This is a genomic window from Streptomyces bicolor, from assembly GCF_000719285.1.
GTDB lineage: Bacteria > Actinomycetota > Actinomycetes > Streptomycetales > Streptomycetaceae > Streptomyces > Streptomyces bicolor.
This window is the reverse complement of sequence record NZ_JOFS01000013.1, coordinates 68,943-94,272: the sequence shown is the minus strand read 5'-3', so window position 1 is coordinate 94,272 and position 25,330 is coordinate 68,943. Positions and strand designations below refer to the sequence as shown.

Annotated in this window: 18 protein-coding genes; 4 read left to right on the top strand and 14 right to left on the bottom strand. The window is 70.2% G+C overall.

Going from position 1 to position 25,330, the window contains the following annotated elements; all coding sequences use genetic code 11:
• Window positions 1-17: 17 nt before the first annotated feature.
• The 4 genes from IF78_RS0119140 to IF78_RS0119125 all read right to left on the bottom strand — a co-directional run bounded on the left by IF78_RS0119140 (window position 18) and on the right by IF78_RS0119125 (window position 8,320).
• Window positions 18-776 (bottom strand): NUDIX hydrolase, encoded by a 759-nt coding sequence (locus IF78_RS0119140; protein ID WP_031486391.1) that lies wholly within the window; start codon window positions 774-776, stop codon window positions 18-20.
• Between the two features lie 198 nt (window positions 777-974).
• A complete protein-coding gene (locus IF78_RS0119135; protein ID WP_078662504.1) occupies window positions 975-2,894 on the bottom strand; it encodes a glycogen debranching N-terminal domain-containing protein in 1,920 nt (639 codons plus the stop codon).
• A gap of 1,193 nt (window positions 2,895-4,087) precedes the next feature.
• Window positions 4,088-5,773 (bottom strand): DUF4192 domain-containing protein, encoded by a 1,686-nt coding sequence (locus IF78_RS0119130; protein ID WP_031486393.1) that lies wholly within the window; start codon window positions 5,771-5,773, stop codon window positions 4,088-4,090.
• 387 nt (window positions 5,774-6,160) lie between these two features.
• Complete coding sequence (locus IF78_RS0119125) at window positions 6,161-8,320, bottom strand: RecQ family ATP-dependent DNA helicase (RefSeq protein WP_031486394.1); 2,160 nt, start codon at window positions 8,318-8,320, stop codon at window positions 6,161-6,163.
• A 452-nt stretch (window positions 8,321-8,772) separates the two neighbouring features.
• Here IF78_RS0119125 and IF78_RS0119120 point away from each other — a divergent pair, with 452 nt between their 5' ends.
• Window positions 8,773-9,408, top strand: coding sequence for a hypothetical protein (locus IF78_RS0119120; protein ID WP_031486395.1), 636 nt, complete (start codon window positions 8,773-8,775; stop codon window positions 9,406-9,408).
• A 304-nt stretch (window positions 9,409-9,712) separates the two neighbouring features.
• Here IF78_RS0119120 and IF78_RS0119115 read toward each other — a convergent pair whose 3' ends face one another.
• From IF78_RS0119115 to IF78_RS0119105, 3 genes are all read right to left on the bottom strand, one after another.
• The gene (locus IF78_RS0119115) at window positions 9,713-10,354 is read right to left on the bottom strand and encodes a hypothetical protein (RefSeq protein ID WP_078662503.1); all 642 of its coding nucleotides are present in this window, start codon (window positions 10,352-10,354) and stop codon (window positions 9,713-9,715) included.
• A 68-nt stretch (window positions 10,355-10,422) separates the two neighbouring features.
• On the bottom strand, window positions 10,423-11,124 hold the full coding sequence (locus IF78_RS0119110) for a ribonuclease HII (protein WP_031486397.1): 702 nt from the start codon (window positions 11,122-11,124) through the stop codon (window positions 10,423-10,425).
• A 105-nt stretch (window positions 11,125-11,229) separates the two neighbouring features.
• On the bottom strand, window positions 11,230-11,853 hold the full coding sequence (locus IF78_RS0119105) for a TetR/AcrR family transcriptional regulator (protein WP_031486398.1): 624 nt from the start codon (window positions 11,851-11,853) through the stop codon (window positions 11,230-11,232).
• Window positions 11,854-12,043: 190 nt separating this feature from the next.
• On the opposite strand from IF78_RS0119105, the gene IF78_RS0119100 reads away from it, so the two are divergent.
• The gene (locus IF78_RS0119100) at window positions 12,044-13,591 is read left to right on the top strand and encodes an MFS transporter (protein WP_031486399.1); all 1,548 of its coding nucleotides are present in this window, start codon (window positions 12,044-12,046) and stop codon (window positions 13,589-13,591) included.
• Between the two features lie 362 nt (window positions 13,592-13,953).
• On the opposite strand, the gene IF78_RS0119095 is transcribed toward IF78_RS0119100, so the two are convergent.
• From IF78_RS0119095 to IF78_RS0119085, 3 genes are all read right to left on the bottom strand, one after another.
• A complete protein-coding gene (locus tag IF78_RS0119095) occupies window positions 13,954-14,859 on the bottom strand; it encodes an ADP-ribosylglycohydrolase family protein (RefSeq protein ID WP_031486400.1) in 906 nt (301 codons plus the stop codon).
• Between the two features lie 12 nt (window positions 14,860-14,871).
• A complete protein-coding gene (locus IF78_RS0119090; RefSeq protein ID WP_031486401.1) occupies window positions 14,872-15,531 on the bottom strand; it encodes a histidine phosphatase family protein in 660 nt (219 codons plus the stop codon).
• Window positions 15,532-15,649: 118 nt separating this feature from the next.
• Complete coding sequence (locus IF78_RS0119085; protein WP_031486402.1) at window positions 15,650-16,255, bottom strand: YdbC family protein; 606 nt, start codon at window positions 16,253-16,255, stop codon at window positions 15,650-15,652.
• Window positions 16,256-16,411: 156 nt separating this feature from the next.
• On the opposite strand from IF78_RS0119085, the gene IF78_RS0119080 reads away from it, so the two are divergent.
• A complete protein-coding gene (locus IF78_RS0119080) occupies window positions 16,412-16,945 on the top strand; it encodes a TerD family protein (protein WP_031486403.1) in 534 nt (177 codons plus the stop codon).
• Window positions 16,946-17,081: 136 nt separating this feature from the next.
• Here the strand turns inward: IF78_RS0119080 and IF78_RS0119075 are convergent, their stop codons facing one another.
• Together IF78_RS0119075 and nrdR are read right to left on the bottom strand one after the other, a co-directional pair.
• Window positions 17,082-19,976 carry a vitamin B12-dependent ribonucleotide reductase gene (locus IF78_RS0119075; RefSeq protein WP_031486404.1) on the bottom strand — a complete coding sequence of 965 codons (2,895 nt, stop codon included), beginning with the start codon at window positions 19,974-19,976 and terminating at the stop codon, window positions 17,082-17,084.
• 165 nt (window positions 19,977-20,141) lie between these two features.
• Complete coding sequence (gene nrdR, locus IF78_RS0119070) at window positions 20,142-20,711, bottom strand: transcriptional regulator NrdR (protein WP_031486405.1); 570 nt, start codon at window positions 20,709-20,711, stop codon at window positions 20,142-20,144.
• 561 nt (window positions 20,712-21,272) lie between these two features.
• Here nrdR and lexA point away from each other — a divergent pair.
• A complete protein-coding gene (gene lexA / locus IF78_RS0119065; protein WP_031486406.1) occupies window positions 21,273-22,052 on the top strand; it encodes a transcriptional repressor LexA in 780 nt (259 codons plus the stop codon).
• A gap of 216 nt (window positions 22,053-22,268) precedes the next feature.
• On the opposite strand, the gene IF78_RS0119060 is transcribed toward lexA, so the two are convergent.
• Both IF78_RS0119060 and IF78_RS0119055 read right to left on the bottom strand, forming a co-directional pair.
• Entirely contained in the window at window positions 22,269-24,254 is a 1,986-nt protein-coding gene (locus IF78_RS0119060; protein WP_031498377.1) for an ATP-dependent DNA helicase, read from the bottom strand.
• A gap of 239 nt (window positions 24,255-24,493) precedes the next feature.
• The gene (locus tag IF78_RS0119055; protein ID WP_031486408.1) at window positions 24,494-25,318 is read right to left on the bottom strand and encodes a GNAT family N-acetyltransferase; all 825 of its coding nucleotides are present in this window, start codon (window positions 25,316-25,318) and stop codon (window positions 24,494-24,496) included.
• Between the last annotated feature and the right edge of the window lie 12 nt (window positions 25,319-25,330).

Below are 25,330 nucleotides of genomic sequence, written 5' to 3'. Positions count from 1 at the left end.
CGCCCAAGGCGCTCTGGTCAGACCTCGGGGCGCAGCATCGGGGGGTTGAGCAGTGTGGCTCCGCCGGCGCGGAAGAGCTGGGCGGGGCGGCCGCCCTGACGTGTGGTGGTGCCGCCGGTGGGGACGAGGAAGCCCGGCGTGCCCGTCACCTTGCGGTGGAAGTTGCGGGGGTCGAGCGCCACGCCCCACACCGCCTCGTAGACACGGCGCAGCTCGCCGACCGTGAACTCGGTGGGGCAGAACGCCGTCGCCAGCGACGAGTACTCGATCTTGGAGCGGGCGCGCTCCACTCCGTCTGCCAGGATCTGCGCATGGTCGAAAGCGAGCGGCGCGACCGGCTCGCCGTCGCGGCCATAGCCGCCCTGCTGCAGCAGTTCGTCGACCGGCGCCCAGCGGGCGTTGCTGGCGTCGCCACCCGCCCGGGGGGCGGGCAGGTCGGGGGCCAGCGCGAGGTGGGCGACGCTGACCACGCGCATCCGGGGATCCCGCTTGGGGTCGCCGTACGTCGCGAGCTGCTCCAGGTGAGCACCGTTGTCCTGCGCGGGCACGGCCGGGTCGTGGGCACGCAGCCCGGTCTCCTCGGCCAACTCGCGCGCCGCGGCCTGCGCCAGGTCCTCGTCGGCCCGTACGAACCCGCCGGGCAGCGCCCAGCGCCCTTGGAACGGCGGTTCGCCCCTGCGCACCGCCAGCGCGCACAGGGCATGGCGGCGCACGGTCAGCACGACCAGGTCCACGGTGACGGCAAAGGGCGGAAAGGCTGACGGGTCGTAGGGCATGCGGCGATCATAGTCGTCTGCCTGACGATAAACACTCCCTTCGCCGGCCGCATCGACGGCTGATCCAATTCGGCCATATGCGCCTCGCCGCCCCTCCGGCATGTCGTTCCCTGTCGCGTCGCAGGGCTGCTCGCGGCCGCTGTGGCTGGTGGGCGGCGCGGCGGTCATGTACGTCGTGCCGAATGGCGTCGTCCCAGGTCACGCCCGCAGCTGGAGTCCCTCGGCCGCCTCCTCGACCATGGCGAGGCCGAGTCTGCTGACGCGTAAGGAAAAGGGGGCTCCGGCGATACGCAGGCCCGTCAGGACGATCTCGCCCAGCGGGGCGCTGCGCATCGGCCGCAGGGTGACCGTCCCTCCGGGTGCGTCCGGGCGGATGCCCGCGAGCGTCGTCAGCAGGAGAACCCCGGCGGCCGCCGACGTCGCAGCCGGGCGGCAGGCCGCGGGGTGCGGGAGGGGAGCGCTCCCGTCGGTGCGCTGCTCCCCCGCGTACATTTCGGGAAGCCGGTGCCCGAACGCCGCTGCCGCCGCCAGCACACCCCGCAGCAGCGCGCTCGCCTCCCTCTCGTAGTCGGCGCCGGCCAGGCCCGCGATGGCGAGGGCGGTCGCGTGGACCCGCACGGCGCCGCTGCGATGACCGAACGGGTTGTGTCCCGCCTCCTTCGCGCCCAGTCCGCGAAGGCCCCAGCCCGAGTCCATGGCCGGAGCGCCGAGCAGCCGGGCGAGCTGTTCGGTCTGCACCTTGTCGAGCAGGCCGGGCGCCTGTTCTCCCCCACCCAGCAGGCCGGTGTCGAGGAGATGGACGGCGGCGGCACCCAGCTGCGGCACGAGGCGTCCGTCCGGGGTCCGGGCTGCGGCGGGTCGGCCACCGCCCACGTCGTCGATCCAGAGGTCCGCGCGGAACGCCGTCCGCAGTGCCCCGGCCAACTCCCGCAGCTCGGCACCGCCCGGTCTGCCACAGGCGTCGAGGAGATCGGCGCCGAGCAGTGCCGCACGATGGGCGTGGGCCTGGGTCTCGCAGCGGACGGGGCCGCCGGGGTGCGGGTCGCGCAGGTACGTACCGTCGCCCACGGTGGTCCGCAGCCAGGTCAGGCACCGCTCGGCCGCCGGGAGGAGCTCCTCGGTCTCGGGCTCCGGCAGCCCCCAGCGTCGGGCCTCCGCGAGCAGCGCGGGAAACAGCAGCGTGGCCTCTGTACCGGTGCAACTCGGTGGCAGATGCGTGCCCGCGTCCCGTATCGGCCCGGGGATCATCCCGGATCGCGCTCCCTGAAGCCGGAGTTGGGTGCGGGCGAGGGTGCGGAGTGTGCCCACGGCGAGCCGGGTACCCAAAGGCAAGGTCATCCTGGCCGCGGCCAGGGCGTCGGCCGCGGCCGGACCGCAGCGCCAGGGCACCCCGGCGGCCAGGTGGGTGCCGGAGGGATGGGCGGGGTCGCGCAGCAGGAGGGCCCGCAGGTCCTCGATGCTCGTCCGCAACAGGGGCTCCACCCGGGGGTCGTCGCCGGACGCCCGCGCGGCGGCCAACGGGCTCGTCGCCGCGCGGCCCACGGCCCGCACGGGTCCTGCCCCGTCCGGCCGCACCCGCAGTTCGATGCTCGCGGTGCCGCCCGGGGGCAGTGCGAGCTCCCAGCGCAGCAGCCCTGCGGAGGCCAGCGCGTCGGCGGGCGGAGGGTCTGCCGTCACCACTGAGCTCCCCCTGGCGGACGACCACCGCAGTCCGGAATCGTGGACAGTGGCGGGGAGTTCCGGTCCGACGTCGCCGCATGCGATCGCCCCGAGGTCGGCGAGGTCCGTCCCCAGGGCGACCTCCACCGGCACATGCAAGGGCCGAACGGCCGCACTGTGCAGCGTGATCCGCTCGGTGCCGTCCGCGTGCCGGGTCCGTTGGACGACCACGTCCGGATCGGGGCCCGCCTGCGGTGAGGCGCGCAGTGTGCCCACGAAACGGGCGCAGTCGGCTCCGCTCATCCTGGCCTGCACCGCCAGCGGTTCGCGTCCGGCCACTCGCACCTGACAACGCGAGAGCACCCGCCGCCCCGCGCGGTAGAACCCCTCGAGCCCCCGACCGGTCAACTGCCCTTGGTCCGAGGAGATGGCGAGGCCCGGGAGGGCGACGCAGATCATGGCGTTGTGGGTGGGAGGGAGGTCGGTGGGCCGGCGTGCGGGGGACGGTGGTGTTGGTGAATGGGCCGATGGCCGAGTCGGCCTGGGAGGCGATGACAGCGCCTGAGAAGGGACCGACGGCGGTACAGGTGAGGGCTGCGAAGACCGCCCAGACGCAGAGGTCGCAGTCGGCACCTGTGAGGACATCGGCTGTGGTGCGGCCGCGCGAGCCGACGGCCCAGGGGGCGCCGGGGTCGATGACGGTGGCGGCGAGGTGGCCGACGGTCGAATCGGCGAGGGGGCGTCTTGAGTTGGCTGGGCAGGCTGGAAGGAGCGCCGCATGGGGTCGGCATGCGGCGATGTCCCGCCCTGTCCGACGGGCGATGAGGACGCGGGGCTTGGACTCCGGTGTGTCGGCCTCGCGCGTCGTGTCGGCTGTACAGGCAGCTCGGACCGCCCTTCCCACGCGTAGGCACGACCGTCCTGGTCTGCCGTCGGCCGCCACACAGGAGGTGGAGTCCGGTCCGCCGATCGGGCAGCGGGCCCCTGATCCATCGCGTCCGGAGGAGACCAGCCGCGACTGCTTGGTGGGGAACTGCGAGCGGAATCGCCCGGAGACCTGGACCTGCCCTGCGTCGAACTGCCTCCGACCGCAGGCTGCCCTTCCCCCAGGAAGAGGGCCGGCACCGGTCCGTCAGTCACGGCGCGACCGTCGGCGGCCCGGGAGGTCGGAGTCGGCTGTGGCATGGCGGCTTCCTCTGTTCTCAGTGCGCCTCAGGCAGGTGCGGCGCCGGCTGGGGGATCCGGAGTGACAGGGGCGGTGCGGCGGCACGGTCGGTCCAGCCGTTCCGCCACTCAGGTGAACGGGGCGGGACTCCTGCAGGTCACGCCCGGTATGGGGCAACCCCGCCGAAGGGGAGCGGCGTTCAGCGTGTTCGCCCGGCGGGTTGAGGCGGTGCGGGGCGCCGAAGCGCAGCCCTGCTGCCGGCCCCGGCTGTCCGGGCCGACTCGGATCGGGGAGTTGCTCGTCGCGCCCCGGGGCATGGACACCCCCGGCCGATCGGCGCCCGCGCCCCGTCCCACAGCCACCGTCCCTTGATGGCATCGCCGAGTGCGCCTGCCGCGACGGCCGTCATTTCGACGGGATCCGGCAAGCGTCTGGCCGGGGGTGATGCGGCCCTGGGCGAGTCCCAGTCCGGGCTGCCCTCGGGAGCTCATGCATCCCCCTCAGCGCCGGTGTTCTTGGAACCCACACCATCCGGACGGGGCCCGCTCCGACGCACGCCTCCCTTCTTCGGTGTGCGCGGAGCCGTGCTCTTCGGCGTGCGCGACGCCGTGCCGGCCGGGCGCGGGCCACCGAGGTGAGCACCTGCCGAGGTTCGAGGGCGCAGGACGCGGCTAACCCGCTCTCGCCCGGCGGCCGTTACCGAGCGCCGACGGCTGTCGGCCGAACCCGCGGGGTGCCGAGCCCGGCGACGGACACCCGAGCCAGCTGTCGGGCCGGCGTTCACCTCCTCATCCCGTACCGGCTCTTCGCCGCCCCCCGGCTCGTCGAGCCGCCCGACGCCCCGCTCCTCTCGGCCCGTACGTTCGGCTCGCAGGCAGCGGCGGATCGACTCGGGATCCAGCCCCTCGTTGCAGGCCTGGTGCAGAAGACGGGCGAAGAGGTAGTCGGAGTCGGCGCCGAGTGCCATGGCAAGGGCTTCTCGGGCCTCCAGGTCGTCGCCGCTGGACCAGGCGACCCAGCCCGCGAGAGTGAGGGGCGCCGCGGCGTGCTCGCGGTACGGTCCGACACAGCGACGAGCCAGCGCTCGCCACAGCCGGAGCGCGGGAGCGGCCTCGTCGCCCTCCATCCACTCGGCCGCGCGGTCGCGGGTCGCGCGGTCCTGCAGGCCAAGAATGAGCCTCGCGGCCTCGTCGTGTCCGAGCAGTTCGTCGTCTCGGAGATCCGCGGTGAGCGTCCCGGACACGGGCGGTGCTGCGGCGAACCTGCTCATCAGCCGTTCGGCCAGCCGCAGCGTCTCCTCCGCCACGCCCGAGCGTGTCGCATCGTCCAGGATCCTGGGGACCAGTGCCATGCCCGCGGTGTCCAAGGCGATCTCCTGCTCCAGGGCGGCGGCAGTCTCCCAGGGCAGCAGCCTGGCCCGCAACTCGCGCAGTGTGCCGCGCACCTGAACTCCGGCGTACGTGGCCGCGGCGGCCAGTACGGACGTACCGGGCAGGCCCATCGGCCGGCCCTCAGGCGGACAGCACTCCTCCCTGTCGCAGCAGTACGACCAGAAGCGCCCGTCCGAGATGCACAGGGCCTCGATCACCGGCACGTCCAGGCTGCCGCACGCGACACGCATCCTCTGGGCCAGTGGCCGAAGCCGCTCCATGACCTGTCGGCCCGTCTCCCCCTTCACCGGTTCCTGGCAGATGAAGGCGACCATCTGCTCGGGCCGGGCTCCCCTGCGCTCGCTGCCCCTCACCAGTCCGTCGGCCAACTGCCTTGCGGCGGACTCCCAGTCGTCCGTACTCGCGGGAATGCCGAGCCGCGCACGGCCGCCGAACCGGCCGCGCCCGTCGCTGTCGTGCAGGGCGACGAGCACGACGCTGTCCTCTGGGCGGTATCCGAGGAGATACGGCAGCGCGTCGGCCAGTTCGGCGGGTGTACGCAGGGTGACCTGATGCTCGGCCGGCGGGCCGTCGTACCCGGTGCAGTCGAGTTGGTCCGCTCCCGGTGAGCGCCCCGGGTGCTCGCCATGCCCACCCCGCACCCCGTGAGCCTCAGACACCTCAGCCGCTTCATGTGCCTGATGCACGCTCTTCGACTCGGTTGCCTCAGGGGCGAGATGCTGGTTGCTGTCTGCGGTGTTGTCGTATTCGGGAGTTCCACTGGCTTCGCTGTGATTCGTCATGCGAAGACGATCTCGCGGATCGCAAGACTCCGGTTTGCCCTGTGGATAAGTCCGACCAGGGACACGACAACCCGCCCACGGTCAGCGACTCGTAGGCGTACGTTGGCGTCAGATTCCCTCTCCGCACCGGCCAAGGCGACCTACCGGCACTGCAGAGTTCCGACGCGCCCGTCGCGCCTCGCCGATACGGCTCCAGAAACAACCGCCAACCAGCCCGCACCAGTTCACGGGGGACAGAGAAGAGCCCGCCCGGGGAACTGGAGAGGGAGCGCAACGAGGAGGATGGGAAGGCATCTGCCCGGCACCTTCCCCTTGGCCACGGAGGGCCCTGCGCCCTCGCGCAGCCAACGGTCGGCCGCGTCGCCCAGAATCGCGTGCTGCCCTGGGTCAGCCCGCGGCCGCGAGGACCAGCGGGAGAACCTGCTCGCTGCCTGCCCGGCGGAGGAGGCGGGCGGCGACCGCGAGGGTCCAGCCGGAGTCGGTGTAATCGTCCACGAGCAGGACAGGGCCGGGAGAACGAGCCAGGGCAGCGGCCAGTTCCTCGGAAACGGTCAATGCGCCGACCAGCCCGCTGAGCCGTTGGGCGGAGTTGCTGCGACGCGCGACGTGCGCGCCACCCTGCCCGACGTACGTCAGTGTGCCCAGGAAGGGGAGGCGGCCGACGGCCGCGATTCCCTGCGCGAGCGAACCGACCAACTGCGGGCGGCTCATGGACGGTACGGCGACGACCCCCACCGGCCGGGCGGAGGCGTCCGGGACATCGGGCGCCCAGCCGCCCGGGGAGCGCGCCCAGTCGGCGAGGACCGCCACCGCGGCCCGCAGGACATCGTCGGGCACCGGACCGTCGGGCGCGTTCTCAGCCAGCAGCGGGCGCAGCCGATTGCCCCAGCCGATGTCCGAGAGCCGTCCCAGGGCCCGCCCGGTGGAGCACTGCTCCTTGACCGGGATGCGCCCCTTGAGGTCGATGCCCAGCGCCGGCATCCCCGTCGGCCACATGCGGCGCGGCTCGATCTCCACGCCCGGGCGATCCAGCTCCTTCACCGCCCCGGTCAAACTCTCCGCGGAAACGTCGGAATCGACCCAGGCGCCCGCGCAGTTGTCGCAACGGCCACACGGGACCGCCCCCTCGTCGTCCAGCTGCCGGCGCAGGAACTCCATCCGGCACTGGGACGTGCTCACGTAGTCACGCATGGCCTGCTGCTCGGCCGCCCGCTGCCGAGCGACCCAGGCGTACCGCTCGGAGTCGTACTCCCACGGCTCTCCCGTGGAGATCCAGCCGCCCTTCACGCGTTTGACGGCCCCGTCCACGTCGAGCACCTTGAGCATGGTCTCCAGCCGGGTGCGCCGGAGGTCGACCACAGCCTCCAGGGCCGGCACGGACAGCGGCCGTTCCGCACCGGCGAGGGCCGACAGAGTCTCGCGGACCCGCGCCTCGGGAGGGAAGGCCGTATCGGCGAAGTAGCGCCAGATGGCCTCGTCCTCCTTGCCCGGCAGCAGCAGCACATCGGCGTTCTCCACGCCGCGCCCCGCGCGCCCCACCTGCTGGTAGTAGGCGATCGGCGAGGACGGCGAGCCGAGGTGCACCACGAAGCCCAGGTCCGGTTTGTCGAAGCCCATACCCAGCGCCGAGGTCGCGATCAGCGCCTTGACGCGGTTCCCCTGCAGGTCGGACTCGGCCTGCAGCCGGTCGGCGTTCTCGGTGCGCCCTGTGTAGGAGGCCACCCGGAAGCCACGCTGCCGCAGGAAGGCGGTGGCTTCCTCGGCCGCGGCGACCGTGAGGGCGTAGACGATCCCGGAGCCCGGCAGGTCGTCCAGGTGCTCGGCGAGCCAGGCCAGGCGATGCGCGGCGTCCGGCAGCCGGACCACGCCCAGCCGCAGGCTTTCCCTGTCCAGCGGGCCACGCAGCACGAGGGCCTCGCCGCCACCGGTGCCCAGTTGCTCGGCCACATCCGCGGTGACCCGCGCGTTGGCGGTCGCGGTGGTGGCCAGGACCGGCACACCGGCGGGCAGCTCGGCGAGTATCGCCCGCAGCCGCCGGTAGTCCGGGCGGAAGTCGTGGCCCCAGTCGGAGATGCAGTGCGCCTCGTCGACCACCAGCAGTCCGGTCGTGGCCGCAAGCTTGGGCAGCACCTGCTCGCGGAAGTCCACGGAATTGAGACGTTCCGGACTCACGAGGAGGACGTCGGTCTCGCCGCGCTCCACCTCGCCGTGAATGGCCTCCCACTCCTCCGGATTGGCCGAGTTGATCGTGTGCGCGCGGATACCCGCCCGCGCCGCCGCCTCGACCTGGTTGCGCATGAGCGCCAGCAACGGCGAGACGATCACCGTCGGCCCCGAGCCACGTCGGCGCAGCAGGGCGGTGGCCACGAAGTACACCGCCGACTTTCCCCAGCCGGTGCGCTGCACCACCAGGGCGCGCCGACGCTCCTCCACCAGAGCCGCCACCGCCTGCCACTGGTCCTCCCGCAGCCGCGTCGGCCCACCGGGGTCACCGACGAGCTCGGCGAGGATGGCATCGGCTTCAGCGCGCAGCTCCAGAACGTCCATGCCTCCATGCAACCCGACGGCACTGACAATCGGCCACTTCACCCCGCGCACCAGGGCAGAGTGCCCGCTCCTGACCGCCCGCGACCGGCCGCTGGACCGAGCGGTCGGGTGTGCGTGGGCATGGCGGGACACCCGCCCGAGCTGTCGGTGCGGCGCGAATCCCAGCCGCACCGACGCGCCCCGGATCGCTCCCGCGGCAAAGCCGTACGACCTGGTTGTGCGCGGTTGCCGCATGCGTCGCGCGGTGGCCGACTGGGTAGGGATATAACCCACACACCATTGGATATCGGGCGGTGGCCCCAATTGCTCGTTGCCGCATTCCGGTTCGGCAGGAAGAATTGAGGTCCGCTCCCCGCACGGCTCGCCCGTGATCCGGTAGGGCTCTGCTGCGGTGCGCGCTCCCCCGATTCCGACCCCGCCCGCAGTGTGGGCGCGTAGCCGAAGGGAGGACCGTGACCTTCGGATTCGCTCCGTCCTCCGCGGCAGCCACGTCGACGTCAGCCGACCTGTCCGCCGCATCCGCCAACCCTCTGGCCCGCATGCTCGAGCCGGCGGAGTGGGCTGCCGCCGGAATCCCGCTGCTGCGCAACCCTCGGGAGGTCGTCAGCGGTCTGCACTCCCGGCACCGCCCCGAGCCCGCCACCGCGATCGTGGCCGTGCTCGACCCGGACGAACGGCTGCGGGCGAGCGCCTCGTTCACTCGCCGCCAGGCCGCTGCCGACGGCTGGATGTTCCGCAACGCAGTGCTCGCCCAGTTGCGTCGCGTCATCCCGCACGACCTCCGCCGCCGTACCCCGGTGCGCACCGCGGTGCTGCTCTACTGCCGTGATGGGGACGCCCGTTGGACGGAGGAAGACGGCGCCTGGATGTGGGGCCTGCGTGACGCCTGCACCCTGCACGGCCTGCGCTGTGGCGCGTACATCACGCTGACCCGTGACGGCTGGCAGGTCCTCGGCGAGGGTCGCGGCGGCCGCCGCCCCAACGCCGAGTCGCAGCCGGAGCCTTTGGGCACGTCCGAGGCACCGCTCGCGCTACCGCGCACCGGCGGCGCGGCCTCGGAAGTCCTGCGCCGCGCGGCGGCCCGCTGAGAGAACACCCACAGAGGTCTTCGTCCACGGCACGGACGGTCGCGCCGTATCGTGCCTGCGATACGGCGGCGTAAGGCAGCCCTGGCCACGACGACCACGGCCGACGTGCGTCTGGACGCCTCCACGACGACACATGCGTACGGCATGGAGGCGCATCCCGCCCCGGCGAGGACCGCGCACGGCGAACGCCGCACACCTCCGCCGCACGTCGCGCACGCCGAGTACCCCGCTGTGCTGAGAACACCACGGCGGCAACCTGTTCCCCGGTGTTCCGCGAAGTCCCCCCGGACGAACCGGAAACGGCTCAGACGCCGGCGCCCAGCACCGAGTTGATGCGCTGCGGGTCGCCGCAGACGATCAGCAGGGCGCCCGCCCGGCTCAGGGCCAGAGGCAGGGCGGTGGCGGCAGCTGTGTCCGAACCGCCGTTGACGGCGACCACGACCACGGGACGCGACGCGGCCCGGCCCGCAGCCGAGGCATCGGCGTAGAAGACGTCGTCACCGGCGTCGTGCTGCGCCCAATAGGAGGCTTCACCGAAGGACAGTTCGTGGGCAGCCCACGGGTGCTGTTCGCCGGTGGTGACCACCAGGACCTCGCCGGGAGCACGGCCCGACTCCAGGAGCAGGTCGACGGCCTCCTCGGCGGCGTCGAGCGCACCCTCGGGCGAGGCCGGGATCAGCTGGATCTGCGGAGTCGCCACAGCCTGGGCGGAGGCGGCAGGGGCAGCCGGGCCCGAGGGGCCGGGCTTGGTAGCGGCCACGTCACGCGGCGTACGTTGCACCGGCGGCGCGGGCCGCGGGGGCCCGGGTCGGCCGGGACGCGACGAAGCCGCGGGGCGGGGGCCGGGTACGGGGCGGGGGGTCGGCGCGGTACGGCCGCTGGCCGGGGTGGCGCGGGGACCCTGGGCACTCTCGTGAATCTGAGGCTCCTCGGGAATGAGAGGCATGAGCTGATGTTTATCAAACGCTGGTACGGCTCGCGCGAGCGGGTGGCACACAAGTGCGAGCGGAATCGTCAGAAATCGAAGCCGAGCTGCCCCTCGATCTCCGGAACGCTTCCTTCCACCCAAGTGCGGACCTTCTTGAGATGCCGCCACTGGGGCAGCGCATCAAGATACGCCCACGACAACCGGTGGTACGGGGTGGGTCCCCGCTCCGCCAGTGCGGCCTTGTGCACGGGCGACGGATACCCGGCGTTGTCCGCAAAACCGAAGTCTGCATGGTCGATACCCAGTTCGGCCATCATTTTGTCGCGCTGAACCTTGGCGATCACCGAGGCCGCCGCGACCGCCACGCAGGACCGGTCGCCCTTGATCACCGTACGGACCCGCCAGGGGTCCCCGAGGTAGTCGTGCTTCCCGTCGAGGATCACGGCTTCGGGACGGACCGGCAGGGCCTCCAGGGCGCGCACGGCGGCGAGCCGCAACGCGGCCGTCATCCCGAGCTCGTCGATCTCCTCCGGAGAGGCGTGCCCCAGGGAGTACGAGGTCACCCACTTCCGCAGCTGCTCGGCAAGCTCGGTGCGCCGCTTGATGGTGAGCAGCTTGGAGTCGGTGAGGCCTTCGGGGGGCCGGCGCAGTCCGGTGATCGCCGCACAGACGGTGACGGGCCCGGCCCACGCTCCCCGCCCCACCTCGTCGACACCGGCAATGATCTTCGCTCCGGTCGTGGCTCGAAGGGAGCGCTCGACGGTGTGAGTAGGCGGTTCGTACGGCATGGCGCCCTTAGCGTACGCCGCCCGGAACCTGCTTCGACACCCTGGTCCACCGAAGCAACCTCCGGGCCGTCGAAGCGATCGCTCAGCGCCCCGTCGAGCGGACCGTCAGCGCCCTGTCGGACGGAGCAGAGGAACCATCAAGTGGTCGATCATCTCCTCCAGATCCCGATCGTCCCATTCACTCCCGCACATCTTTGACCGGTACATCATCATCGCCGGGATGGCATCGAAGACATAGCCGTTCGCCGCGTCGGCCCGCACCTCCCCTCGCTCTATTCCGCGGGTGATCACCTCTCGAAGCAAGGCGATGGTCGGCTCCACCACCCCCTCGAAGATCACGCCATGAAAACGCTCGGCCTGGAGGCTGTCGCATTCGTGAATCACCGAGCGCAGCGCGAAACCGGGGCGCGAGAACATCGCCTCCCGTGCCTGGCGGCACAGCTCGAGCAGATCCTCGCGCACACTGCCCAGGTCGGGAGCCGACTCGAAGCGCGGCAATCCGGCCCGCAGCGCATCGGCGACAAGGTCTTCCTTGGACGGCCAGCGGCGGTAGACGGCCGCCTTGCCTGTCTGGGCGCCGGCGGCGACGCCCTCCATGGTGAGGCCGTTCCAGCCGACCGTACTGAGCTGCTCCAGCGCGGCATCGAGGATCGCGCGTTCGAGCACGGCGCCGCGCCGACGGGGGGAGGCCGCCTGAGCGGAGGCGGCCGTCCAGCGCGAGGTAACCATCTGAGCGTCTCCAACGAACAAGGGAAGCGGGGACTTCGGGGAACACAGAACCACCACCACGCGGCAACTGCTGGGGACGCACCGCGCGGCGACAACACAAGTGAACGCTTGCGTTCACTACCGGGGACTCACTACGGTTGACGCGACAGTGAACGCGAGCGTTCACTAACGCTCTTGTGGGGGACCCATCGTGACAACCTCTCAGTTGATCAAGGATCAGAAACCTGGTGCGGCCCGCCGGGAGGGGCATCCCGGCATCGCGCTCACCGTCATCGCGGCCTGCCAACTCATGGTGGTCCTCGACGCGACGATTGTGAACATCGCGCTGCCGCACATTCAAAACGCGCTCAAGTTCAGTACCACCGACCTCACCTGGGTCGTCAGCGCCTACACGCTCACCTTCGGCGGTCTGCTGCTGCTGGGCGGCCGCGCCGGTGACATCCTCGGGCGCCGCCGGGTCTTCATGGCCGGCATCCTGCTCTTCACCCTCGCCTCGCTGCTCGGCGGACTCGCCCAGGAACCCTGGCAGTTGCTGGCCGCACGCGTGCTCCAGGGCGTGGGGGGCGCGATCGCGTCGCCCACCTCGCTGGCGCTCATCACCACCACGTTTCCGGAAGGCCCGGAACGCAACCGCGCGTTCGGCGTCTTCGCCGCCGTCTCCGCGGGCGGTGGGGCCATCGGCCTGCTCGCGGGCGGCATGCTCACCGAGTGGCTCGACTGGCGGTGGGTTCTCTTCGTCAACGTGCCGATCGGCATCCTGATAGCCGTACTCACACCGCTGTACATCAGCGAGTCCGAACGGCACACCGGCCGCTTCGACATAGCCGGCGCCCTGACCTCGACGCTGGGCATGGCCTCCTTGGTCTACGGCTTCATCCGCGCGGCGGACGAGGGCTGGCGGGACAACCTGACCATCGGGTCCTTCGGCGCCGCGGTGGTGCTGTTGCTGGCCTTCGCGTTCGTCGAGTCGCGGGCCAAGGAGCCCATCACCCCGCTCAGGATGTTCGCGGACCGCAATCGCTCCGGCACGTACGTGATCATGCTCAGCCTGGCCGCGGCGATGTTCGGCATGTTCTTCTACATCGTGCTGTTCGTGCAGAACGTGCTGCAGTACAGCCCGATCGAGGCCGGTCTCGCCTTCCTGCCGGTGACGGTCGTGATCGCGCTCGGCGCAGGGCTGTCGCAGCGCTTCCTGCCGGTGCTCGGCCCCAAGCCGTTCATGCTGGTGGGCTCGGCGCTCACGGCGATCGGGCTGGCCTGGCAGACCCTCATCAGCGCCGACAGCTCGTACGTCGGTGGGGTGCTCGGGCCGATGCTGATGTTCGGCTTCGGTATGGGACTGAACTTCGTGACGCTGACGATCACCGCGGTCTCCGGCGTCGCACAGCACGAGGCCGGTGCCGCGTCCGGGCTGCTCAACGCCACGCAACAGGTGGGTGGTTCGCTCGGGCTGTCCATCCTGACGACGGTGTTCGGCTCGGCCAGCAGGGACGAAGCGGAGAAGCAGGTGCAGGCGTTCATGGCCGAGGCATCGCCCGAGCAGAAGGCGGAGTTCGCCAAGACGCAGCAACTGCCTGGTCCGTGGGGTCACGAAGTGCTCACGCACGGCATCTCGATGGGTTTCGTGGCGGCCGCCGCGATGGCCGTGCTCGCCCTGGCCACCGCGTGGTTGGTGATCCGGGTCCGCAAGAGCGACCTGGAAGCCCTCGCCGGGACTGCGGGGCCGATGGCCGGCTGACCCGGCCGGGTCCGCGAAGGGCCGCGGATGGCCGGATCGCGTCCGGGGGACCGGCGGGGAGGACGATGAGCCGGCCATCCGCACCACCCTCACGACGATCGGCGGCGGGCAGAACAGGGCGGCGCTGGGAAGCCGAAGCCCGGCCCACACCGCAGCCGCCACGAGGAACAGTGCGCTCAGCACCGACATGAGTCCCATGACCCCACCCCCGCGCGACTTGAGTGTCACCTGCCTGTGCGGCCCCAGCGGTCGCACACCAACTGCCACGACAACGGCCCCACGGTCACGCAGAGTTCCCAGCATGCACAGAAAGTATTGAGGGTCCGGCAGGGCAACGATTCGCGCGGGCCAAAGACGCCGAGCTACGCCGACGTCGGCATCCACTCCGGGAACGCCTCGGTGCGCTCCACCCACGCGACCGGCACCGAACCCGCCTTCCCGGAGCCGATCACGCCGCCCACGATGGCGCACGTGGTGTCCACGTCACCGCCGACCTGCGCGGTCGTCCAGAAGGCTTCCTCGTAGTCGCCGAGGGCCCGCGCGGCCGACCAGAGCGCGAAGGGCACGGTGTCATGGGCCGTCGTGCGCCGGCCGCAGCCGAGCACAGCCGCGACAGTGGCCGCGTCGCCGTAGTCGAGCATGTCCCGGGCGCGCCGTAGACCCGCTCCGACCGCACTCTTCGGTACGAGGGCGATGACGTCGTCGAGGAGCGCTTCGGGCCTGGGCGGACCGCCGGGCGCGGCGGCCAGCGAGGCAGCCGCGGCGACGGCCATGGCGCCGACCACGGCCTCGCGGTGCTGATGGGTTGGGTAGGCCGAGATCTCGGCCTGGTGGGTCGCCTGCTCCGGGTCATCGGCGTACCAAGCACCGAGGGGAGCGATGCGCATCGCGGCACCGTTTCCCCAGGATCCCTGTCCGTTGAAGAGCGCGGCCGAGAGCTCACGCCAGTCCCCGCCCTCCCGGACCAGGCGCAGCAGCCGGTTGACCGCAGGGCCGTAGCCCCGGTCGAAATCGTGGTGCACGGCGAAGGAGCGGGCCAGAGCGTCCTGGTCGATGCGGTGGTGAGTGGCCAGGACGGCGACCACGGAGCAGGCCATCTCCGTGTCGTCCGTCCACTGCCAGGGGCCGGAGGGCAGCTCGCGGCGCTTGAGCAGCGGATAGTTCGCCGGGACGAAGAACTGCGAGCCCAGCGCGTCTCCCACCGCGAGTCCGCGCAGGCTGGCGAGGGCGCGCTCCAGGCGCCCTTCGGTAGAGGAATCAGCGGTCATCGCTCTGCCACTCTATCCGGTGATCCCGTACGGTTCCGGATCCCGCCAGCGGTCGAACGGCCGGTCCAGTGTGTACTTGCCGTCGTCCCCGAGAACGAGCATCCGCATCTCGGCGTTCCCAGGGTTCGACAACGACTCGAACTCCGCGACCGTCCAGTGAAACCAGCGCATGCAGAACAGCCGCATGGCCAGGCCGTGGGTCACGAGCAGCACGTTGGGCGGGTGGTCGGGGGCCTCGAAGCTGCGGTACAGGCTCTCCAGGAAGTTGCCGACCCGGTCGTACACGTCGGCGCCGGACTCGCCCTGGGCGAAGCGGTAGAAGAAGTGGCCGTAGGCGTCACGGTAGGACTTCTGCAGGCGTACGTCGTCGCGGTCCTGCCAGTTTCCCCAATCCTGCTCGCGCAGCCGGGGCTCCTCGCGTACCCGTATGAGCTCGGGATCCAGATGGAAGGCGCGCAGCGTGTCGTGCGTACGGCGGTAGGGCGAGACGTACACGCTGACGCGCTCACGTCCGAACACGTCCCGCAGCCGTTTTCCCGTCTCCTCGGCCTGCCGCCAGCCCCGCTCGGTCAGGGCAAGCGCGTGGTCGGGCTCACGCTCGTACACGGTGTCATCAACATTGCCCGTTGACTCGCCGTGCCGGACAAGGACGATGCGCCGTGGTCGTGCCATGCCAAAACCCTAGATCGGGTGAGGGCCGATCGAGCACTCGAACGGGCCCCATACGGCGTAGGTCACACACTTCCTGCACCATCAGCCACATCAGAGCGCAGGTTTAACGGTCCGGAATTCAAACGGTCCAGGTGGATTCGAGTTCCACGATGTCACCCGTGAGAGCTGCGACGTCCGCCTCCGTCTGGGCCCGCAGCGCCAGTCGCTCCACGCGCTCCGTGCGGTACTTGCCGTGCTCCGCGGCGGAGTGCCACATCGACAGCACCAGGAACTCGTGACCCGGCGCCTCGCCGAACAGCCCGCGGACCATGCCGGGTGAGCCGGCCATCGCGGGGTTCCAGACCTTCTCCTGCATGAGGGTGAAGTGCTCGGCGCGCTCCTCGTGCACACGGCAGTGCGCCACCCTGACGAGGTCCGCGTCGGTGAAACGCGGCTCGAAGCCGGTCTTCACGTCGAAGCGGTAGTCGAAGAGTTTGACCTGCATGTCCTTGTAGGTGCCCGACTGGGCCGCCGCCAGCCTGTCGTGGGAGCGGGCCATGAAGGAGTCGTAGAAGGAACGGCTCTCCCAGAACGAGAAGATGTGCGCCACCCCCTGCCGCCCCCGGCTCCAGCCACCCCCCTGCCCCCGAAACCCCGGCTCCCCCAGAAGCCCCGCCCATTTTCGCTGCCCCCGCTCGAACCCGCGGCGGTCCACCACGGTGCAGCGAATCCACTTGACCAGCACCGCGCCATGGTAAGGCCACGGAGCGTGGCGTCGGTCACGCTCGACCGCAGTGCTCCCCGGCGCACGAGCCCGCGCGCGTGGCAGGATGGACAACCGGCCTCTTCTGCTGGGCAGTTCGGGCTGAGGGCATACGCGAAACGGGGAAGGGGAAGCCTGGTGAGCGCCATCAACAAGGGGATCCGGAAAGTCGAGATCTCGGTCAAGTGGGACCCCAGTCCGGCCGGGCAACCGCCCACCGACCTGGACATCGTCGCCGCTACCTACCTGGCGAGCGACCCGTACGGCGATCCCGCCTACGTGGTGCACTTCGACAGCCGCTCTCCCGACGGCACCATCTATCTGAACCGGGACAGCAAGGACGGCAAGGGCTTCGGCTGGGACGAGGTCATGACCGTGGAGCTCAACCGGCTCGACAGCCGGTACGCGCGCGTGATGGTCGGGGTCGTGATCCAGCAGCGCCCCGCCAAGCGCACCTTCGTCAGCGTCGTCAAGCCGGCCCTGCGCATCCGCGAGGACTACACCGTCCTGGCCGAGGACGACTTCGGCGGCGTGCTCGGTGCGACGGCGACGACGGTCGCGGAGTTCGTACGCCAGGACTCGGGCACGTGGGAATTCCGCCCGGGCATCCACGGTTTCGAGGACGATCCGGCGACGTTCACGGCGACCATGGGCAGGCCCCACCAGCCCTGAGCGTCGCGTGTACATACGCGAAGAGGGGCGGGTCGCCGACATAAGGCCGGCGCCCCTCCCTGAAGCAGCCGAGCGGGGAGTCAACTTCGGTGACTCCCCGCTCGGCTCAGTCATTCACGCCTGAAGGCGCTCCTGTTCAGCTGCAGCCGCTCGTCGAGCCGCAGCCCTCGCAGATGTAGCAGGAGCCGGCGCGCTGCATCTTCGTACCGCAGGAGAAGCACAGCGGGGCGTCGGCCTGGATGCCCAGCTGCATCTCCACCAACTCGGCGCTGGTGTGCGCCTGCTGCGGGGCGGGCTTGGCCGGCCCGGCGTCGGACTTCGGGGTGGCGACGGCCCTCAGCTCCTGGGCGCGCGGCGCCGACTGGGCCAGGCCCTCGACGTCGACCTCGTCCTCGTTGGGCTCGTACGAACCCGTCTCCAGATGACGCTGGCGCTCTTCGGCGGAGTGGATGCCCAGCGCGGACCGCGTCTCGAAGGGCAGGAAGTCGAGCGCAAGGCGACGGAAGATGTAGTCGACGATCGACTGCGCCATCCGCACGTCCGGGTCGTCCGTCATGCCGGCCGGCTCGAAGCGCATGTTCGTGAACTTCGAGACGTACGTCTCCAGCGGCACGCCGTACTGCAGACCCACCGAGACGGCGATCGAGAAGGCGTCCATCATGCCCGCGAGGGTCGAGCCCTGCTTGGACATCTTCAGGAAGACCTCGCCGAGGCCGTCGTCCGGGTAGGAGTTGGCGGTCATGTAGCCCTCGGCGCCACCGACGGTGAAGGACGTGGTGATACCGGGACGCCCCTTCGGGAGACGCTTGCGGACCGGGCGGTACTCGACGACCTTCTCGACCGTCTCACGGATGGTGGCCTCGGCCTTCTCCGTGATCTCGGCCTTCTCCTTCTCCTTGGTCTTGGCGGAGAGCGGCTGGCCGACCTTGCAGTTGTCACGGTAGATGGCGAGGGCCTTGACGCCCATCTTCCAGGCCTCGAAGTAGATCTCCTCGACCTCCTCGACGGTCGCCGACTCCGGCATGTTGACCGTCTTGGACAGGGCGCCGGAGATCCACGGCTGGATCGCGGCCATCATGCGGACGTGGCCCATCGCGGAGATGGAGCGCTCGCCCATGGCGCAGTCGAAGACCTCGTAGTGCTCGTGCTTGAGGCCCGGGGCGTCGACGACATTGCCGTGCTCGGCGATGTGGGCGACGATCGCCTCGATCTGCTCCTCCTGGTAGCCCAGGCGGCGCAGGGCCTGCGGGACGGTGCCGTTGACGATCTGCATCGAGCCGCCGCCGACCAGCTTCTTGAACTTGACCAGCGCGAGGTCGGGCTCGAGGCCGGTGGTGTCGCAGGACATCGCCAGACCGATGGTGCCCGTCGGGGCGATGACGGACGCCTGGGAGTTACGGAAACCGTTCTTCTCACCGAGGCGCAGCACGTCCTGCCAGGCCTCCGTGGCGGCTGCCCAGATCGGCGTGTCCAAGTCGTCCATGCGAACGGCCGCGGTGTTGGCGTCGGCGTGCTGCTTCATGACGCGCAGGTGCGGCTGGGCGTTGCGGGCATAGCCGTCGTACGGGCCGACGACCGCGGCGAGTTCGGCGGAGCGCTTGTACGAGGTGCCGGTCATCAGGGAGGTGATGGCACCGGCGAGGGCGCGGCCGCCGTCCGAGTCGTACGCGTGGCCGGTCGCCATCAGCAGGGCGCCGAGGTTGGCGTAGCCGATGCCGAGCTGGCGGAACGCGCGCGTGTTCTCACCGATCTTCTGCGTCGGGAAGTCCGCGAAGCAGATGGAGATGTCCATCGCGGTGATGACGAGCTCGACGACCTTCGCGAAGCGCTCGACGTGGAAGGACTGGTTGCCCTTGCCGTCGTCCTTCAGGAACTTCATCAGGTTCAGCGAGGCGAGGTTGCAGGACGTGTTGTCCAGGTGCATGTACTCGCTGCAAGGGTTCGAGCCGTTGATACGGCCGGACTCCGGGCAGGTGTGCCAGTGGTTGATGGTGTCGTCGTACTGGATGCCGGGGTCTGCGCAGGCCCAGGCGGCCTCGGCCATCTTGCGGAACAGGGCCTTGGCGTCGACCTCTTCGATGACCTCGCCGGTCATCCGCGCGCGCAGGCCGAACTTGCCGCCCTGCTCGACCGCCTTCATGAACTCGTCGTTCACACGGACCGAGTTGTTTGCGTTCTGGTACTGGACGGACGTGATGTCGTCGCCGCCCAGGTCCATGTCGAAGCCCGCGTCACGCAGGGCGCGGATCTTCTCCTCTTCCTTCACCTTGGTCTCGATGAAGTCCTCGATGTCGGGGTGGTCGACGTCGAGGATGACCATCTTGGCGGCGCGGCGCGTGGCACCACCGGACTTGATCGTTCCTGCGGACGCGTCGGCGCCGCGCATGAAGGAGACCGGACCGGACGCGTTGCCGCCGGAGGACAGCAGCTCCTTGGAGGAGCGGATACGGGAGAGGTTCAGGCCGGCGCCGGAGCCGCCCTTGAAGATCATGCCCTCTTCCTTGTACCAGTCGAGGATCGACTCCATGGAGTCGTCGACGGCCAGGATGAAGCAGGCGGAGACCTGCTGAGGCTGAGGAGTGCCCACGTTGAACCACACGGGGCTGTTGAAGCTGAAGATCTGGTGCAGGAGGGCGTACGCCAGCTCGTGCTCGAAGATCTCGGCGTCGGCGGGCGAGGCGAAGTACTTGTAGTCCTCGCCGGCCTTCCGGTACGTCTTCACGATGCGGTCGATGAGCTGCTTCAGGCTCACCTCGCGCTGCGGGGTGCCGACGGCACCGCGGAAGTACTTGCTGGTGACGATGTTGACCGCGTTCACCGACCAGAAGTCGGGGAACTCGACGCCGCGCTGCTCGAAGTTGACCGAGCCGTCGCGCCAGTTGGTCATGACGACGTCACGGCGCTCCCAGGCCACCTCGTCGTACGGGTGTACGCCGGGGGTGGTGTGGATGCGCTCGATACGCAGTCCCTTGGCCGCCTTGGTGCCCTTGGCGCGGGAACTCCGTGCCGGACCGCTCGCCGTCTCTGTCATGCCGCCTCCCTGTACGGGCTAAAACGCCCTGAAGTGCCCCGATGTTCCCCGTGGCACGGTGTTCTGTCTTGTGCTGCGGGCACCCTCTGATCGCCACCCGCAGCAGGTCTTGTGTCGCCGCCTCTCGGCCGGATCCGGAGTCCGAGGACCGGAACCGGCTCGCCCTCAGTCGGCGGCGTTGGCGGGCACGGGGACCTGTGCAGCCCCGCCGGACCCGCGATCGTCTTCCCGGCCCCCCGCGACAGCCTCCGTGTCGCCTTCGCGGTCGTCGTCGTCCGCGGCGGGGCGTCCTGTCGCCTCCCTCAGTTCCGCGATCGCGGCCTCGAAGTCCTCGAGCGAGTCGAACGCCCGGTAGACGGAGGCGAATCGCAGATATGCGACGAGGTCGAGCTCCTGCAACGGGCCGAGTATGGCCAGCCCCACGTCATGGGTGGTCAGCTCGGCGCTTCCGGTGGCCCGCACCGCCTCCTCGACCCGTTGGCCGAGCTGGGCGAGCGCGTCCTCGGTGACGGGTCGTCCCTGGCATGCCTTGCGCACGCCGTTGATGACCTTGGTACGGCTGAACGGCTCGGTGACTCCGGACCGCTTGATCACCATCAGCGAGCAGGTCTCCACAGTCGTGAAACGACGGGAGCAGTCAGGACACTGGCGGCGCCTGCGGATCGACGTGCCGTCGTCGGTCGTACGGCTGTCGACGACACGGCTGTCGGGGTGCCTGCAGAAGGGGCAGTGCATAACTTCCAACCCTCCTCACAGCAGACTCAATAGCCTCGCTGGGCCTCATGGGCCCCTCGAAGCAGCCCCAAGCATAGGCGATCTCCGAGCGTCCGAAGACCGGGGGGACCACAACTTCTGGGCTGCTGCCGCAATCCAACCACTAGATGTGGGGATTGGCTCATACACGCACGCCACGCGCGCGTGTCGCGCGTGCACGGCTGTGCGCGGTGCCGCCTACCGACACGCCGCACGCATGTGTGCACCGCCGTATCGCAGCGACACATACGGAGATACCGTGAGCGCCACACGGAGGGGACGTGGGACTCCCGCACAGATGGGGGTCACTTCACGGTTGAACCGATGCCGGATGGCAGACTGGGCAACGACCCACGAGGTCGCCCACCGGCGGTGAAGGGTACAACAATGGGCTCTTTTGTCCGCCGGCAAGGACGTCAGCCATACACCCAGACACATGATCACGTCAGGTGCTTCGCGATTTTTCACTCGAACGTGTGTTTGGCGCAACCTTTCGAAAGCAACTACCGTTGTGCAGCAGGGAGACCATCGAGAGGGGCCGACGTGACCACCACCGCAGACAGTGCCACCATCACTGCCCAGGACCGCTCCCAGAGCCGACTCGAGCCGGTGCATGCGATGAACGAAGCCATGAATCCCGAGGGACACAAGCGGTCCCTTCCGGGCCGACCTCCGGGCATTCGGGCGGACAGCTCGGGGCTCACGGACCGGCAACGCCGCGTGATCGAGGTCATCAGGGATTCCGTGCAGCGGCGCGGCTACCCGCCGTCGATGCGGGAGATCGGCCAGGCCGTCGGCCTGTCCAGCACGTCCTCGGTCGCACACCAGCTGATGGCACTGGAGCGCAAGGGCTTCCTCCGCCGCGACCCGCACCGTCCGCGCGCATACGAGGTGCGCGGCTCCGACCAGGCCGCCTCCGTGCAGCCCACGGACACCGCGGGCAAGCCCGCCGCATCGTACGTCCCGCTGGTCGGCCGTATCGCCGCGGGTGGCCCGATTCTCGCCGAGGAGTCGGTCGAGGACGTCTTCCCTCTCCCCCGGCAGTTGGTCGGCGACGGCGAGCTGTTCGTGCTGAAGGTCGTCGGTGACTCGATGATCGAAGCCGCGATCTGCGACGGCGACTGGGTCACCGTCCGTCGCCAGCCGGTCGCCGAGAACGGCGACATCGTGGCCGCGATGCTCGACGGCGAGGCCACGGTCAAGCGCTTCAAGCGCGAGGACGGCCACGTCTGGCTCCTCCCGCACAACGCGGCGTACGAGCCGATCCCGGGCGACGACGCGACCATCCTGGGCAAGGTGGTGGCGGTGCTGCGCCGCGTGTGACGGCTGCGGCGGGCGAAGCCGACGGCGTCGCCCACTGACCGGGCCCCGGGACCCCTGCGCCGGTTCCGGGGCCCTGTGCTTGTCTCGGGCCAGGTTCTGTGCGGGTCTGGGTTCCTGCGGGTCTGGGTTCCTTGGTGCTTTGCAAGGCCCGACGTCACCGGATTCCGGGGTCGGGGTGGCCTGTCGCAGCGCTGCGACAGGCCACCCCGACCCCGGTCACTGCGGCTCGTCCGCCTCCGTCTGCTTCGCCGCCGCGTCGATCGCGGCCAGCGACTTCCGTACCTGGTTACGGTCCGTCGTGTACCAGAAGTCGGGCAGTGACGCCTTCAGATAGCTCCCGTACCGCGCCGTGGCCAGCCGCTGATCCAGTACGGCGACCACGCCACGGTCCCCCGACGCCCGTACGAGGCGGCCGGCGCCCTGAGCCATGAGCAGCGCGGCATGGGTGGCCGCGACCGCCATGAAGCCATTGCCCCCGGCATCCTCCACGGCCTTCTGGCGAGCGCTCATCAGTGGGTCGTCCGGGCGCGGGAACGGGATCTTGTCCATGACGACCAGCTGGCAGCTGGGGCCGGGCACATCGACGCCCTGCCAGAGGGACAGCGTGCCGAACAGGCAGGTCTTCGGGTCAGCCGCGAAGTTCTTGATCAGCTCGCCGAGCGTCTCCTCGCCCTGCAGGAGGACCGGGAACTCGGGGATGCGAGAGCGAAGTTCCTCGGCGGCCAGCTGAGCGGCCCGCATGGAGGAGAACAGGCCGAGGGTGCGGCCGCCCGCCGCCTGGATCAGTTCGGTCAGCTCGTCGAGCATGTCGACCCGGTCGCCGTCCCGCGCGGGCCGTGACAGGTGCTTGGCGACGTACAGGATGCCCTGCTTGCGGTACTCGAAGGGCGAGCCGACGTCCACTCCCTTCCACTGCGGGAGGTCGTCGCCCTCCGTCCCCTCGGGGGCGAGGCCCAGGGACGCGCCGACACCGTTGAAGTCGCCGCCCAGCTTCAAGGTCGCGGAGGTCAGCACGACGGAGCGGTCCGCGAAGAGCTTCTCCCTCAGGAGTCCCGACACGGACATGGGGGCCACGCGCAGGGACGCGCCGAAGCGGTCGTGGCGCTCGTACCAGACGACGTCCCACTCGGAACCGTTGGTGATCCGCTCCGCCACGTCGTGCACGGTCTCGACCGAGGCGAGCGCCTGCTTGCGGACCGCGTCCTCGTCCTGCACGGACTTGTCGCGGGTGGACCCGATCGCGGAGATGACGGTGCGGCAGGCGTCGCGCAGTGCCATGAGCGCGTAGGCGAGGTCCTCCGGGATCTCCTCCAGGCGGCCCGGGAGGGCCAGCTCCATCAGCCGTTCGAAGCCCTCGGCGGCGGTCTGGAGCTGGTCGGCGGCCTTCTCGTTGACGAGCTTCGCGGCGCGCCGCACCGCGCGGTTGACCTGGCCGGGAGTGAGTTCGCCCGTGGCGACTCCGGTGACCCGGGAAACCAGTTCGTGCGCCTCGTCGACGATCAGGACCTCGTGCTGTGGGAGGACCGGTGCGCCCTCGATGGCGTCGATCGCGAGCAGCGCGTGGTTGGTGACGACGACCTCCGCGAGCTTGGCCCGCTCACGCGCCATCTCGGCGAAGCATTCGGCGCCGTATGCGCACTTCGAAGCGCCGAGGCACTCCCGCGACGACACCGAGACCTGGGCCCAGGCGCGGTCGGACACACCGGGCGTCAGGTCGTCGCGGTCGCCCGTCTCCGTCTCGTCCGCCCAGTCGCGCAGCCGCAGCAGGTCCTGGCCGAGCTTGCTGGTGGGTGCGGCCGCCTCGAACTGGTCGAAGAGGCCTTCCTCCTCGTCCTGCGGGACGCCCTCGTTCAGGCGGTGCAGGCACAGGTAGTTGGACCTGCCTTTGAGCATCGCGAACTCGGGGCGACGCCGCAGCAGCGGGTGCAGTGCGTCGACGGTGCGCGGCAGGTCCCTCTCCACCAGCTGGCGCTGCAGCGCCAGCGTGGCCGTCGCCACGACGACGCGCTCCCCGTGCGCGAGCGCGGGCACCAGGTAGCCCAGCGACTTTCCGGTGCCGGTGCCGGCCTGGACCAGCAGATGGGAGCTGCCGTCGATCGCCTCCGCGACGGATTCGGCCATGGTCACCTGGCCGGGGCGCTCCGTGCCGCCGACAGCAGTGACGGCAGCATGCAGGAGTTCGGGGAGTGAGGGCTTCGTCATAGCGTGACCACCCTACGGCCCGGCACTGACAAGCGGGTGATCACGGTGGAGGCGAGGGGCGGGATCAAGACCGGGGGTTCCTCAGGTGGGGATCGGATCGGTTCGGGTTCGCATGGAGTCGGGTTGTTTGAGGTCAGAAACGGTTCGAGCGCGATCGAAATCAGCCGATCGGTTGGTCGGCAGTGGGAACCGGATCGGCGCGAGCGGTGTGCCAAACGTGACGACGCTGCGACATGGCGTCACAACAGATGGCGCAGACTCCGGTCTCTGACCATGAGCGCGGCCCGCTTGGCGGGCAGCTCAATCTCGGCAGAGAAGCGGAAGCCGGCGCTCAGGAAAGCGGCGATGGAAGGGGTGTTGCGAATGTCGGGTTCGGCGACGACGCGCGCGCAGGCAGGCCGCCTGTCCAGCACGAGGTCGGCGACAGCTCGGAGCAGGGTTCCGCCAAGCCCTCGCCCGCGGTCCCCGACTGCACCGATGAGGAGATGGAGTCCGGTGTCATGGGGCCGGGCCGGGTAGTGCCGGGCCAACGGGTCGAGGTCGGCCCGGTAGATCTCCCAGTAGCTCATCGGCGTGCCCTCCAGCATGCCCAGGCACGGAATGCTGCGGCCGTCGCCGGTGAGCTGGGATCGGAGATGTTCCTCGGCGGTGTCCTGAGGTCCACCGAGCCCCCAGAACGCTGCGACGGCAGGGTCGTTCATCCACCGGCTGATGATCGGGAGGTCTCGCTCGACACTGACGGGGACAAGGTGTAGCACGCCTTCCGGTGTGCTGATCGGCCCCCAGTCGGCAACGCCGTCGAGCAGATCATCGGTGATCGCGAGCACGGAGGCGGGTACAGCCGTGCCGAGACCGCCCGGGCTCCGCTCCCCGTCCCGATGGGCGCCGTCCGTGAGGAGCGCCGCGAATTCGTCGGTCAAGCGCAGTTCCAGCGTGTCCTCACTGTCTGCGCCCTCATCAGCGACCTTGTCGAAGGAGCTCGCACGAGAACCCGGGCTCGTAGCGACGCCGATATCGGAGACGGGGACAGTGCGGGCGTTGGCACTCGCGTCAATGGGAGGCACGGCGACACTCCT

What these genes read in the sequence shown, in the direction of transcription:
- IF78_RS0119095 (WP_031486400.1), bottom strand. Translation starts at nt 14,859, where the DNA reads ATGACCGCTGATTCCTCTACCGAAGGGCGCCTGGAGCGCGCCCTCGCC.
- IF78_RS0119060 (WP_031498377.1), bottom strand. Translation starts at nt 24,254, where the DNA reads ATGACGAAGCCCTCACTCCCCGAACTCCTGCATGCTGCCGTCACTGCT.
- IF78_RS0119140 (WP_031486391.1), bottom strand. Translation starts at nt 776, where the DNA reads ATGCCCTACGACCCGTCAGCCTTTCCGCCCTTTGCCGTCACCGTGGAC.
- IF78_RS0119075 (WP_031486404.1), bottom strand. Translation starts at nt 19,976, where the DNA reads ATGACAGAGACGGCGAGCGGTCCGGCACGGAGTTCCCGCGCCAAGGGC.
- IF78_RS0119110 (WP_031486397.1), bottom strand. Translation starts at nt 11,124, where the DNA reads ATGCCGTACGAACCGCCTACTCACACCGTCGAGCGCTCCCTTCGAGCC.
- IF78_RS0119115 (WP_078662503.1), bottom strand. Translation starts at nt 10,354, where the DNA reads ATGCCTCTCATTCCCGAGGAGCCTCAGATTCACGAGAGTGCCCAGGGT.
- nrdR (WP_031486405.1), bottom strand. Translation starts at nt 20,711, where the DNA reads ATGCACTGCCCCTTCTGCAGGCACCCCGACAGCCGTGTCGTCGACAGC.
- IF78_RS0119130 (WP_031486393.1), bottom strand. Translation starts at nt 5,773, where the DNA reads ATGACGAATCACAGCGAAGCCAGTGGAACTCCCGAATACGACAACACC.
- IF78_RS0119125 (WP_031486394.1), bottom strand. Translation starts at nt 8,320, where the DNA reads ATGGACGTTCTGGAGCTGCGCGCTGAAGCCGATGCCATCCTCGCCGAG.
- IF78_RS0119105 (WP_031486398.1), bottom strand. Translation starts at nt 11,853, where the DNA reads ATGGTTACCTCGCGCTGGACGGCCGCCTCCGCTCAGGCGGCCTCCCCC.
- IF78_RS0119090 (WP_031486401.1), bottom strand. Translation starts at nt 15,531, where the DNA reads ATGGCACGACCACGGCGCATCGTCCTTGTCCGGCACGGCGAGTCAACG.
- IF78_RS0119135 (WP_078662504.1), bottom strand. Translation starts at nt 2,894, where the DNA reads ATGATCTGCGTCGCCCTCCCGGGCCTCGCCATCTCCTCGGACCAAGGG.